The following is an 11,914-nucleotide window of genomic DNA, read 5'->3' as shown; positions in this document are numbered from 1 at the left end:
CATTAAAACTGTTTAAGGAACCCTATATGAGTACCAACACCGATACAGGTAACGACCACATTCTCTCTTCCGATAATATTCATTACTTGCATCATAATTTTTTTGAACCAAGCCATGAAAACACAGCGGTAAAAGCCACATTACTGATTGTTCACGGTATGGCAGAGCATAGCGGACGTTACGCAGACTTCGCTCAGTTTTTAGCGGATAATGGTATCGCAGTGGCAACTTATGACCATTTGGGACATGGAAAGACCGTCAAAACATCAGCAGATTTAGGTTTTTTTGGTGAAGAGCATCCAGTACAGTCCCTGCTAAAAGACGTCATTGTCATGGCAGATAGCTTAAAAAATCGCCATCCTGACGTGCCACACTTTGTAATGGGTCACTCTATGGGCTCGTTTATTTTGCGTAATGTCCTAAAGCACCATGCACACAATTTTACAGGTGCTATTTTGATGGGTACAGCAGATGCCAACCCCTTGACTAAAGTGCTACTCCCAGTCAATAAAGTACTGGCAAAAGTAGCCCCCAAAAAACCAAATGCAATGTTTGCCAAGGTGATGAATAAAGTCTTGAATAGTAAGCTTGAAGATCGCATCTCTTCATCAGAATTTGCATGGTTAACTGAAAATCCTGCCGCCATTGAAGCCTATGAAGCAGATCCATTAACGGGCTTTGATTTCACCAATAATGGCTTTATGACACTATTTTTTCTGATGGAAACTGGCTTAAACAAAGGCTGGGCAATGACTATCCCAAAAAACTTCCCGATGTTATTTATCAGCGGCGAAGATGATCCTATCGGAGATATGGGCAACGGCATCCGTAAAATTGTCACGCGCTTAAACAAGCAAAATTTCAGTCAAGTAGATATCCAACTCTACCCAAATATGCGTCATGAGCCTTTTCATGAAAAAGACCACCAAACAGTCTATGAAGATATCTTAGAATGGATAGAAAGCCATAGCTCAGACAATTAACAGCAGCGCTCATCTTGGCGGTTAACTCGTTTGCTAAAAGTCGCCAAATTAGCGACAATACGGCAAGCAAGTTTTTACGCCAAGTCATGCGAGTTATTTCACGATAATATATGCTTTACCTTCCACTAACTTTAGGAACTTTTATGTCATTACAACAAACCATCGAACAAGCCTTTGAAAAACGCAACGAATACAGCCCAAGCACGATGCCACAGGACGTGCGTGATGCTATTAATCAAGTGCTTGAGCAACTAGATAACGGTACATTGCGCGTTGCAGAAAAAAAGGATGGCGAATGGGTCGTCAATCAGTGGGCAAAAAAAGCCGTTTTGCTCTCTTTTCGCTTAAACGACAACTATGTTCAGGCAGCGGGAGAACATGTGCAATTCTATGACAAAGTTCCGACTAAATTTGCCAACTGGACCGAAGCACAGTTCAAAGAATCAGGCGTGCGTGTAGTACCACCCGCTGTTGCTCGTAAAGGCTCGTTCATCGCAGCAGGCGCGGTATTGATGCCGTCGTATGTCAACATCGGCGCGTATGTCGATCAAGGCGCGATGGTAGATACGTGGGCGACCGTGGGTTCATGTGCCCAAATTGGTAAAAATGTGCATTTATCAGGTGGCGTTGGTATCGGCGGCGTATTAGAGCCATTACAAGCGAATCCAACTATCATTGAGGACAACTGCTTCATCGGTGCACGTTCTGAAATCGTTGAAGGCGTAATCGTCGAAGAAGGCGCTGTTATCTCGATGGGTGTATTTATTGGTCAATCAACGCGCATTTATGATCGCGAAACTGGTGAAATTCATCGTGGCCGTGTACCAGCAGGCTCTGTTGTCGTACCGGGTAGCTTGCCATCAGAAGATGGTACGCATAGCTTATATGCTGCTATCATCGTCAAAAAAGTCGATGCACAAACCCGTGCAAAAACATCAGTCAATGAGCTATTGCGTTTAGCTTAGTATTTTTAATACTTAGAGTCTCGTACCCAAACCGTACGGACAGCGACAGATCCTCTTTATTAAAGACGCTGAAGAAAACTTCAGCGTCTTTTTTGCAGCTTAATAGAGGGTGGTGCGTTATAATCCCTTTTTTTGGTTTGGCTTTATCCAAACGCAAAACGCCCATACCAGAACTTGCCTTTTTATTACGATTGATAAATGCCTCATCCCATTAGCAATCTTTAACTGTATTTGACATATTATGAGTGAATCACTATTACGCACCGCCGCCATTCCTGTCACTGACCCTGAAGCGGGTCTACGTTTGACAGAAATTTTTTATTCTTTGCAAGGTGAAGCGCTGACCTCAGGCTTGCCAACGATATTTGTACGCTTGACCGGCTGTCCACTTCGCTGTGTCTATTGCGATACTGAATACGCCTTTACTGGCGGCGAGCGGCAGTCGCTAGAAACCATTATAGAGACCATCAAAAGCTATCCTTGCAAGCGTATCTGTCTGACTGGCGGCGAGCCGTTAGCTCAGCCGAACGCCATTGAGCTAATGAAGCGCTTACTGAGCGACGGTTATGAAATCTCGCTTGAAACCGCAGGCGCGCTCACGGTAGCAAACGTGCCAAAAGCGGTCAGTAAAGTCATGGATCTCAAAACGCCAAGCTCAGGCGAAGTCGATAAGAATCTATGGTCAAATCTCGACCACCTCACTCAGCATGACCAAATTAAATTTGTCATTATGAATCGTGAAGATTACGACTGGGCGAAAACCAAGCTGTCTGAGCATAAATTAAATGAATTGGTCGATACGGTTTGGTTTTCGCCGATGTTTAATGTCGCAGAGGATATCGACCACGAAGTCAGCCCCGATGTACCTGTGTTGGCGCGCGAACTTGCAGAATGGATGTTGGCTGACGCGCTGCCCGTACGCTTCCAATTGCAACTGCATAAAATCATTTGGGCAGATGCTAAAGGCAAATAATAGTCTAATTATCTAAATGGATATTCAACATAAATAGCGACCCAAGGATAGAAATATAGCTATGGTCAAACTCATTTTATTGGGCTTATTATCGGGGGCATTTTTTAGCTCGACGTTTGTGTTGAACGAAGTTATGAGTGCGGCTGGTGGGCATTGGTTTTGGTCAGCTAGCCTTCGCTATGCATTTATGTGGCTAATACTCACGGCTATTATAATTATGCAGCATGGTTTTGGGCGTATTACAGAGCTGATGACTATATTCCGTCAACATTGGGGCTTTTGGTGTATTACGGGCAGTATTGGTTTTGGAATTTTTTATACAGGAATCTGTTACGCGGCTGATCATGTCGCAGGCTGGGTAGTTGCCGCGACTTTTATGTTTACAGTAGTCGCAAGTCTACTCGTTTTGCTAGCATTCGGACAACGTTTTGATAAAAAATTCATTGCATATGCGTTATTAGTATTTGCTGGTGTGGTACTGGTCAATATCAGTGAAGGGCTGCATGCTGCTTCTTTGCTAGATGCTGATGCAGTGCCTATGAAAGATATGCTGCTTTATGGTGCCGTGCCTGCCCTAATAGCCGCCTTTAGCTATCCCATTGGTAACCAGTTGGTTTGGCAGGTATCTTACAATGCACGCAAGCGTAATGCTGAGCCTACCAGCACTCAAAAAAGCGTTATCCAAGCCAACGAGATTAGTAAAAAAACCACCTCACTTATTACAGAAGCACCTGCTTTGTCAGCCGATATGAGTTATACGGCGGACGCGGTCAATTCCTTAAGCCTTAACCACCCTACTCAAACCTTGCCGAGCTCTTTGCTGCAATCTTTAATCGCACGTATACCTGCTATCAAAACCACCCTCCTACAAAATGCCTTTAACAAAGTATGGTTAATGACCTTGGGCAGTCTGCCATTTTGGTTGGTTTTGGGTCTTGTCGTTCATCCGGATTTGCCTGATACTAAGCAGGTATTCAATACCTTACTTGTGGCTCTATTGGCAGGCGTGGCGGCAACCAGTATCTTTTTATATGCCCGTGAAAAAGCGGAAACTTCAAGCGAAGTGGCTGGGGTTGATGCCACTCAGGCAAGTGAAGTGATATTTGCCTTAATTGGCGGTATGCTATTGCTCAATAATACCCTGCCATCAGCGATGGGCTTAATAGGTATTGCTCTGATTATCGTTGGGCTTATTCTATTTGCAAAAGATGGCTAAACTACTACCTAAAGTTAGGTTAACTCTATTTAAATTATTGATATAAGCAACTTCAAAACTAACCTAATCTAACCCAGCCCAGCCAATCTATTTTGATGGCCATTATATTGGTAATATAATCATGGTTAATGATTTAATTTTTCCTGATATTTTATTATATTTATTAGATATGGTTGGTGTGATTGCTTGTGCGATCGCAGGTACACTGCTGGCACAGCACAAAGGCTTTGATATTGCTGGCTGTATCTTGGTTGCGATGGTCAATGCTATCGGCGGCGGTACACTACGTGATATGGCGCTAGACCGTCATCCATTATTTTGGATGACTGACCTCAATTATGTGATCGTCATCACAGTCACATCGCTTATTTTACAAATATTCTTTCATCTGTATCATAAGATTGATAAGGCATTGAAGCTGTTCGATGCCATTGGGTTGGCGGCTTTTAGCGTGATTGGTTTTAAGATAGCATTGACACAAGATATGTCAGCTATTATCGCTATTATGATGGGGGTTTGGACGGCTATTATTGGTGGTCTGCTACGCGATATCATCTGTAATGAGATACCGCTGGTACTTCAACGTGAGATTTATATCTCTGCTAGTATTGTAGGTTCGATCACTTATCTGCTGCTTGATCGTTTGGGTGTAAATGCTGGATTGAATGAATTTATTATGCTGGGCGTTATCTTTGCTGTACGGATGCTAGCATTACGTTTTGATTGGCACCTGCCTTCTATATGTTTGGTGAAATAAGACCAATATATATGGTTTAAACACTAGGGCGTGTCCTCAATTCAATCGTTTACTTTCTAAATGGGCTAAAAACAATCAGACAATCATCATACAAACTTAGTGAGACTTGCTCATGCTGGCTATCGCATTGAACCCTTCAGCACTAATCACTACGTTTGACCCACGCTCTCTCATTTACCTTTTTGATATGATTGGTATTATCGCTTGTAGTATTTCAGGCACGATATTGGCAAAACATAAAAATTTCGATGTTTTTGGTTGTTTACTGGTATCTATTGTCACCGCTATCGGTGGTGGCACTGTGCGTGATGTCATTTTAGATCGCCATCCACTATTTTGGATGGTGGATATGAGCTACCTGACTGTTATTACCCTCTCTTCATTAGTGATGCAAATATTCTTTCACCCCAACTCTAAACGCGTTAATAAGTTCCTCAAACTCTCAGATACTATTGGACTGTCAGTTTTTACCTTAATCGGTATCAAGGTTGCCGATAGTATGGGTGCAAATGTGCCCGTGGCATTATTACTTGGGGTGATCACCATTATTGTCGGCGGTATTATCCGCGATATGATCTGCAATGAGATTCCGCTGGTGTTGCAGCAAGAGATTTATATTTCGGCAGCTTTGGCTGGCGGCATCCTCTATTTCGCACTACACAATCTGGGTGTGACAGCTTGGATTGCTGACATCGCTACTATGAGTACGATTTTTACCTTACGCATGCTCGCCATTCGTTATGACTGGCAATTTCCAACCATCGAATGGAAATACTAAAAAAGCGTCAACCTTAAACAAAGTCGACGCTATATTTGCTACTGGTTGAGTATCTTATAATAAGATAATGCCATCATTCCTGTATGACTGCTAAATCCTTTACCATCAACTGTAGACTTTGTTTGCCGTTCCACTCGTTGATGTCTAGCTGAAATAATACATGCACTTTTTCCGCACGATAATCCCATATCTCGCTATCAAAGTTAAAATAAATTGCTTCAATCGGATATTGCACATCAGGGTAACGTAGCGACAGTTTAAGGTGCTTGTCTTTTAATATCTTAAAGCTTAACACTTCAAAGACCCCGTCAAATATTGGCGGTGCAAAGCCATGACCCCAAATATTGGCATCAGCTAAGTGTTCAGCAAACCACAAGCTAAAGTCACTCGCCTGCAACGCGCCATCAGTGAATTTTTGCTCAGCAAATACCTCATTATCCATCTGTGCCATGACGTCATTAAAAGCCATAACAAACCCATCAAAGTTACGACGTTTGATCGTTAAGCCTGCTGCCATCGCATGACCACCAAAATGACTGATTAAATCAGGATAGCGCTCGGCAACCTGCTCAATCGCATCACGAATGTGCACGCCAGCGATAGAACGCGCCGAGCCTTTGATAGGGTCATCGTCACTGGTACGCTCTGTATTCGCGGGTGCAAAAACGATACTTGGCAAATAATGACTTTCTTTTAACCGTCCAGCGACGATGCCGATGACGCCTTGATGCCAATCATCTTGGTATAAAACGATACTGCGTTTATGATTATTATTCGTCTTTTTCTCAGATCTATTTTGAACAATAATATCGCCGCTTTCATGGTTATCCGCAGCGGCTAATGTCTGTACGATGCTATCCGCTTGCGCGCGCATCTCACCTTCTACCTGCCGACGCGTCCGGTTTAACTGCTCAAGCTCTTGCGCCAAGCGCTGCGCCGTACCCCAGTCCTCCGTCAACAAACATTCAATACCGATGCGCATATTGTCCATACGACCAGCGGCATTGATACGAGGTCCTAAGACAAACCCAAAATCCTGCGCCTGCAACTGCTTAGGATCTCGCCCTGCTTGTTCAAGGAGTGCCAAGATACCGAGCGAGCAGCGCCCTTGGCGGATAGCCGCCAGTCCATGATGCACTAAAATGCGATTGTTTTTATCAAGCACCCCAACGTCGGCAATCGTTCCTAATGCCACTAAATCCAAATATTGACTCACTTGCACGGTAGATTTACCGGCTTCGCGGCGCAGCTTGGCTAAGCGTCCAAGCACATAAAATGCCACACCCACCCCTACGAGCGCTTTACTGCTAAAGTGACAATCGAGCTGATTGGGATTAACCACAGCCTCCGCAGGCGGTGTTTCTTTAGTCGTCAAATGATGATCAGTAATAATCACGGTGATGCCATCGGCTTGCGCACGTGCCACGCCTTCATGGCTTGAGATACCGTTATCGACGGTCACTATCACCTCAGGATGATACTTCTCAATACCCAATTCGACAATTTCTGGTGTCAAACCATAACCGTACTTAAAACGGTCGGGCACTAAAAAGTCAACGACTGCGCCCATTTTTGTAAGCGCGCGCATCATTAATGCGGTGCTGGTCGCACCATCACAGTCAAAATCACCCACGATAAGGATGCGCTGACCGTCATCGATGGCGACGTCTAATAGACGCACTGCTTCGGTGACACCATGTAGCATTTCGGCTGGCAATAGCGCAGAGAGTTGCGTCTCTAGCTCATCAGGTCGAGTAATGCCGCGACCTGCGTATAAGCGGGCAAGCGTCAATGATTGGGCGGCAAGTGGTTGCAGCGCGGCGGGCAACTCGTCGATGCGAGTGCTGGTATAACGGGGGGTTAAATTTAGCATGTGCATATTCTACTGGCTTTAGCAGAGGGTCACAATGACAATTTTTGGCGGCTTGGTTTATCGTTTTTTGTTGCAGTACATTGTGATAAACCATAGTTTAATACTAGCATAGAGCAAATAATTCATACTCTGTGCATATAATATACATAATATTTCATTTACAAAAACGGTGCAGAGCGACTGCATTTTTCTGCATTTTGCTACAAAGCAATGATTGTATGCCGCTCAGAAATCCATAAAATAGTAAGCAACTGAGATAATTGCTATGTATTGAGATTTTTTATTTTAACCATTTATAAGGATGCTTTATGAAAACCACACCACTGGCTGAAAAACTACCAAATACCATTGACCCTAGCTTGGATCTTGAACAAGTAAAAAAAGAATGTCAAAAGTTGGTAAAAAAACGTGCCAAATATTCTGCTGGTGTTGCCATCGTTCCTGTACCATTTTTTGATGTCGCAGTAGATGCAGGTATGCTTACTCAACTATTACCTGACATTAGCGAGCGATTTGGCTTACTTGAAGATCGTAAGGCGGCAGTTGATTTAGAATCACGAGCCATTCATTGGGGTGCATTAAAAGATCGTACTGTCGATTTTGCAGGGTTGATGGCGACACGTGGTATTGTTAAAAAGACCGTACAAGGCTTTGGTGGTCGTATCGCTGCCAAACAAGTAACGAAATTTATCCCATTAGGGGGTCAAATGGTTGCTGCTACAATGGGCTATATGATTTTCAAAAAAATCGCCAATGACCACATCAATGAGTGCTACAAGCTCGCAAAAGATATTCAGCAAAAGCAACACGGTAAAAATGTCTAAAACAGTTAAAAAACTGACATCAACTTTATAAAATAAAACCAGCTAAGAGCCATTGCCTTAGCTGGTTTTTTTGTGCTGAGTTACGTATATATGGGTTTAATTTTTCAATTTAATAACAGCCTTTTTCATAATACATCTCTAACTCAGAATACTCTATGTCACTAATTATAATAATATTATCTGCATAAGGACGATACTTTCTAACCATTATTTTTGCCGCTGGTTTGTTCTTTATGAGAATTAAGCCATCTTTGAGCCGAACATCGTTATCAAAACTAAATCCATCTCCCATGACTTTTGATGTAGAGCCTTTCCAATGACACTGCTGTACGTGATAATCAGACATCACATATACACTTCTTATAAAAAACAGGCTGGGTATCAAAGCAATTAAAAGACAGGGTATTGATAGCTTTTTATTCATTGAATCTCTAATTGAATTTAGGAAACCTATTTTGATGAAATAAATATTCCTGTCCATGTATGTTTCATGATATCTCGATGCATAGCATTAACAGTGGAAAATGGCAAAAACCACCACCAAATATAGCAATACTTTATGAATATTTCACCTCTCTCGGTTAATGAACTCGTTAAAGTAAGATAAATTTTATTCATGGATTCTTGTATGCTGCACTTTAGCATAGATAGTATTGCTATTGGGTTGCCTCATTCTTTTCATCGCCAGTATTTCTGCGGCGTTCAATGACCTTTTTGATGGTTGTTCGTGGGAACACCTCACCACTTGGTTATTTATCGTCGGTGGTTTATTGATGATTGTCGGCTATATTGGTTATATAACCTATGCGTATTATCACCCTTATGCGTGGCTGGATTGATAACGTCAAGCTTTGATAAAAAAAGCTTTATTCAATACCAATAATAGTTGGTGGTGTTATTGATAAGTTTTGCTGATAATATACGACCTGCTTGGAGAAAATACATGTCAACTAGCAAACATCAACTCCTACAAAATGCCAGTTTCTATCAAGCATAAACCTTAAAGGATCAGACCCATGAAAAAAATCTTAATATCAACGGCTATGCTCGCTACCCTCGCTCTATCTGGATGCACAACGACTGGTGGCATGAATAATAATGCAGGTACTGCTATCGGTACTGCAAATGAGATTGGTATGAATGTCTTTAAATCAGCGATTGATAACCAATGCCGCAGTCAGATTGAAAAGCAAACTGCTTGGCGTGTGGCTAGCGTGGCTATGACCGATACACAACAAGAAGCTGTAAAAAGTAATGTTTGTGGCTGCGTCAGTGAGCAAGCGCCGCAGCAAGTGACGCTCGTTGAATTGGGCAATGCTGCTATCGATTCGCAATATCGCACACAGTTGGTCACGAAAGTCGTCGCAAAATCTCTACAAAGTTGCTATACCAGTTTTATGAAATAAAATATGATATATCTACTGATGTGTAGTAGATATAGTTGCATAACATTCAAGTTTTAAGACAATAAAATAAGACCATAAAAAGGGTGCGTTATAAATAACCCGCCCTTTTTATTGCTAAGTCTTTGTACCATCACTTATCTTATTAACTTGGCTTAGAACTTGTTTTTGTCAACTGGATTCTGTGACAAAGCTGCTGTAAAAGGCAGTATTCTACTGCGACTAAAATACTTAGAAGAGCCATCAATAATCTTGTCTACTTCTTTGATCAACTCATTAATAACGTCATCATAAACGCCATGATATAGTTCGGTTTCGAATGCCGTAAAGGGATGCTTACGTGATGCCGAGCCGACCTCTGTCACGCCTTGCTTACTATAAAAGATATCGACTCGACCATCACTGTTGAGTACACAATTTAATACTCCGCCCTCTAGCTCCATCTCTACTCGCTCAGGCATAAAAATATAATCATCTACATTGATGAGTTTTTTTTCTACTTCTCTCTTAAAAAATGATTTGATATCAAACATGGATATATCCCTGACCTTAAAATTATAATATACGTTAGCACGCCTGATTTTATGACTATTACCAAGCATTCGACTGCATGCTTGTTAGTTCGTGCCTTATAAATCAATACTATAAGATGACGTGATATTTTTTAAGACAGGATATGTAAAACTGCGTTTGATGTTGGTAAAAATAGAATGTTAGCTGTGGCTTCTTTATCCTATTGCAATAAACAAAGGAAATGGCAAACTAGGCAACTTCCCTTTTCTAATGATGAAACTACTCTATCTGGCTTAATCACACCCAGCCTTTCTCACGAAACGATTTCAACACCTCAACAAACGCTGCCATCTCATCAGGTCTGCCAAGCGTCAAACGATTAAAGCCAGTGATAGGCGCAAACTCGCGACCAACAGCGATGCCATGGTCGCACATTCTATCGATATAGGTTTGTACATCGCCGTTGATTTCGTGAAATATAAAGCTGGCTTGTGATGGTAAGTAGCGTAGTCCAAGCTCATCCAATGTCTGCTCAACCAGCTGACGCGATTGATTGGCAGTATGCAAACTCAACGCCAAAAACGCCTCATCATCCAAGGTTGCTATCGCGGCGACAGCACCAGACAGATTGGTATTATCTACTGAGATAAACGCCTCTAGCTCAGTGATCATTTTCGGACTGGCAACTGCATAGCCGACACGCATACCCGCTAGCGCACACAGTTTGGAGAAAGTCCGAACCACGATAATATTGTCTGAGCGCTGCTCTCTTATCCACGCAATCCCACTCTCAAAACTTGGGTCAGTGACATATTCTGAGTAGGCTTCATCTAGCAAGAAATAATGATGGTCTGGTGCCGTTCCTACCCACGATTTTAACTCATCTGTGTCAGTAATCGTCGCTGTAGGATTGTTGGGATTGCAGAGATAAAACAAGCTTATACCATCAAAATCATCAGCCACTTTTTGCATATTTTGTAAGTCAAAAGAATAGCTTTCAGGCATCAGTGCTACTTTTACCACGGGCACATTGATAGAGGTTGCATACATTTCCGCATAAGCAAAGGTTGGGTGAGGCACAATTACTTGAAAATTTCTGCCTTCCCTTAACGCTTTGTTTTGCAGCATTTGTACGACGGTGCGGATATTCTCACTGGAGCCGCTGCCTAGAGATATTTGACCTTCAGTCACGTCATTAATTTTCGCAACTTTAGTGATTAAGGCTGCACGCTGGTCATCTGGATAACGAAAGCCGATGTCTAAAGCATCGATAACCGCTTTTTTGGCAGATTTTGCCATGCCTAATGAGTTTTCGTTAGAGTTTAATTCTATCAATGGATTGGTAATCACAATAGTAATACGCCTAATTGATACCCATACCAAATATGCGATGAATAATGTCAAACTCGCTCAGCCAGCGGACGTAGCACTTGCGCTCGTCTTTTTTGCTACTCTGATTATTTAGTAGGGTTTATATATGGATGGTAAGATGCCTTCTGATAATAATGGTTATGGTAAGTGGCATTTACCCTGATTACAAGCGCTCTGAGCGATGAAACTCGTTAGCAGCTGTTATGAGTAAGATGCTCATTTATTGATAGTATCCATTAAATAAAAAAGAGCCACCCT

The 11,914-nt window shown here is 42.2% G+C and carries 12 protein-coding genes; 8 read left to right on the top strand and 4 right to left on the bottom strand.

The features are described from left to right. The first annotated feature begins 26 nt into the window (after positions 1-26). The 6 genes from I3252_RS09400 to I3252_RS09375 all read left to right on the top strand — a co-directional run bounded on the left by I3252_RS09400 (position 27) and on the right by I3252_RS09375 (position 5,672). Complete coding sequence (locus tag I3252_RS09400; RefSeq protein ID WP_238035002.1) at positions 27-983, top strand: alpha/beta fold hydrolase; 957 nt, start codon at positions 27-29, stop codon at positions 981-983. Between the two features lie 143 nt (positions 984-1,126). Then, positions 1,127-1,948 carry a 2,3,4,5-tetrahydropyridine-2,6-dicarboxylate N-succinyltransferase gene (gene dapD / locus I3252_RS09395; RefSeq protein WP_060491477.1) on the top strand — a complete coding sequence of 274 codons (822 nt, stop codon included), beginning with the start codon at positions 1,127-1,129 and terminating at the stop codon, positions 1,946-1,948. 241 nt (positions 1,949-2,189) lie between these two features. Continuing rightward, complete coding sequence (gene queE / locus I3252_RS09390; protein ID WP_238035001.1) at positions 2,190-2,921, top strand: 7-carboxy-7-deazaguanine synthase QueE; 732 nt, start codon at positions 2,190-2,192, stop codon at positions 2,919-2,921. 61 nt (positions 2,922-2,982) lie between these two features. Next, complete coding sequence (locus tag I3252_RS09385; RefSeq protein WP_238035000.1) at positions 2,983-4,137, top strand: multidrug resistance efflux transporter family protein; 1,155 nt, start codon at positions 2,983-2,985, stop codon at positions 4,135-4,137. A gap of 121 nt (positions 4,138-4,258) precedes the next feature. Next, positions 4,259-4,894 (top strand): trimeric intracellular cation channel family protein, encoded by a 636-nt coding sequence (locus I3252_RS09380; RefSeq protein ID WP_238034999.1) that lies wholly within the window; start codon positions 4,259-4,261, stop codon positions 4,892-4,894. A gap of 112 nt (positions 4,895-5,006) precedes the next feature. Next, a complete protein-coding gene (locus tag I3252_RS09375) occupies positions 5,007-5,672 on the top strand; it encodes a trimeric intracellular cation channel family protein (protein ID WP_238034998.1) in 666 nt (221 codons plus the stop codon). Positions 5,673-5,745: 73 nt separating this feature from the next. Here the strand turns inward: I3252_RS09375 and recJ are convergent, their stop codons facing one another. Further along, positions 5,746-7,545 carry a single-stranded-DNA-specific exonuclease RecJ gene (gene recJ / locus I3252_RS09370; protein WP_238034997.1) on the bottom strand — a complete coding sequence of 600 codons (1,800 nt, stop codon included), beginning with the start codon at positions 7,543-7,545 and terminating at the stop codon, positions 5,746-5,748. 308 nt (positions 7,546-7,853) lie between these two features. Between recJ and I3252_RS09365 the strand changes: the two genes are divergently transcribed. Continuing rightward, the gene (locus I3252_RS09365) at positions 7,854-8,369 is read left to right on the top strand and encodes a hypothetical protein (protein WP_055123847.1); all 516 of its coding nucleotides are present in this window, start codon (positions 7,854-7,856) and stop codon (positions 8,367-8,369) included. A gap of 109 nt (positions 8,370-8,478) precedes the next feature. On the opposite strand, the gene I3252_RS09360 is transcribed toward I3252_RS09365, so the two are convergent. After that, the gene (locus tag I3252_RS09360; RefSeq protein ID WP_238034996.1) at positions 8,479-8,793 is read right to left on the bottom strand and encodes a hypothetical protein; all 315 of its coding nucleotides are present in this window, start codon (positions 8,791-8,793) and stop codon (positions 8,479-8,481) included. A 592-nt stretch (positions 8,794-9,385) separates the two neighbouring features. Between I3252_RS09360 and I3252_RS09355 the strand changes: the two genes are divergently transcribed. Continuing rightward, the gene (locus I3252_RS09355) at positions 9,386-9,775 is read left to right on the top strand and encodes a hypothetical protein (protein WP_045451282.1); all 390 of its coding nucleotides are present in this window, start codon (positions 9,386-9,388) and stop codon (positions 9,773-9,775) included. 152 nt (positions 9,776-9,927) lie between these two features. On the opposite strand, the gene I3252_RS09350 is transcribed toward I3252_RS09355, so the two are convergent. Further along, positions 9,928-10,305 carry a hypothetical protein gene (locus tag I3252_RS09350; protein WP_238034995.1) on the bottom strand — a complete coding sequence of 126 codons (378 nt, stop codon included), beginning with the start codon at positions 10,303-10,305 and terminating at the stop codon, positions 9,928-9,930. Positions 10,306-10,582: 277 nt separating this feature from the next. Further along, positions 10,583-11,635, bottom strand: coding sequence for a histidinol-phosphate transaminase (locus I3252_RS09345; protein WP_238034994.1), 1,053 nt, complete (start codon positions 11,633-11,635; stop codon positions 10,583-10,585). Between the last annotated feature and the right edge of the window lie 279 nt (positions 11,636-11,914).

Source organism: Psychrobacter sp. Ps4 (genome assembly GCF_022129285.1).
Lineage (GTDB): Bacteria > Pseudomonadota > Gammaproteobacteria > Pseudomonadales > Moraxellaceae > Psychrobacter > Psychrobacter immobilis_A.
The sequence above is the reverse complement of the archived record's forward strand: the minus strand, read 5'-3'. Positions and strand labels throughout refer to the sequence as shown.

Excerpts from the sequence above, each read along its gene's own strand:
- dapD (WP_060491477.1), top strand. The coding sequence starts at position 1,127 with ATGTCATTACAACAAACCATCGAACAAGCCTTTGAAAAACGCAACGAA.
- I3252_RS09360 (WP_238034996.1), bottom strand. The coding sequence starts at position 8,793 with ATGAATAAAAAGCTATCAATACCCTGTCTTTTAATTGCTTTGATACCC.
- I3252_RS09375 (WP_238034998.1), top strand. The coding sequence starts at position 5,007 with ATGCTGGCTATCGCATTGAACCCTTCAGCACTAATCACTACGTTTGAC.
- recJ (WP_238034997.1), bottom strand. The coding sequence starts at position 7,545 with ATGCTAAATTTAACCCCCCGTTATACCAGCACTCGCATCGACGAGTTG.
- queE (WP_238035001.1), top strand. The coding sequence starts at position 2,190 with ATGAGTGAATCACTATTACGCACCGCCGCCATTCCTGTCACTGACCCT.
- I3252_RS09380 (WP_238034999.1), top strand. The coding sequence starts at position 4,259 with ATGGTTAATGATTTAATTTTTCCTGATATTTTATTATATTTATTAGAT.
- I3252_RS09355 (WP_045451282.1), top strand. The coding sequence starts at position 9,386 with ATGAAAAAAATCTTAATATCAACGGCTATGCTCGCTACCCTCGCTCTA.
- I3252_RS09350 (WP_238034995.1), bottom strand. The coding sequence starts at position 10,305 with ATGTTTGATATCAAATCATTTTTTAAGAGAGAAGTAGAAAAAAAACTC.
- I3252_RS09385 (WP_238035000.1), top strand. The coding sequence starts at position 2,983 with ATGGTCAAACTCATTTTATTGGGCTTATTATCGGGGGCATTTTTTAGC.
- I3252_RS09400 (WP_238035002.1), top strand. The coding sequence starts at position 27 with ATGAGTACCAACACCGATACAGGTAACGACCACATTCTCTCTTCCGAT.
- I3252_RS09365 (WP_055123847.1), top strand. The coding sequence starts at position 7,854 with ATGAAAACCACACCACTGGCTGAAAAACTACCAAATACCATTGACCCT.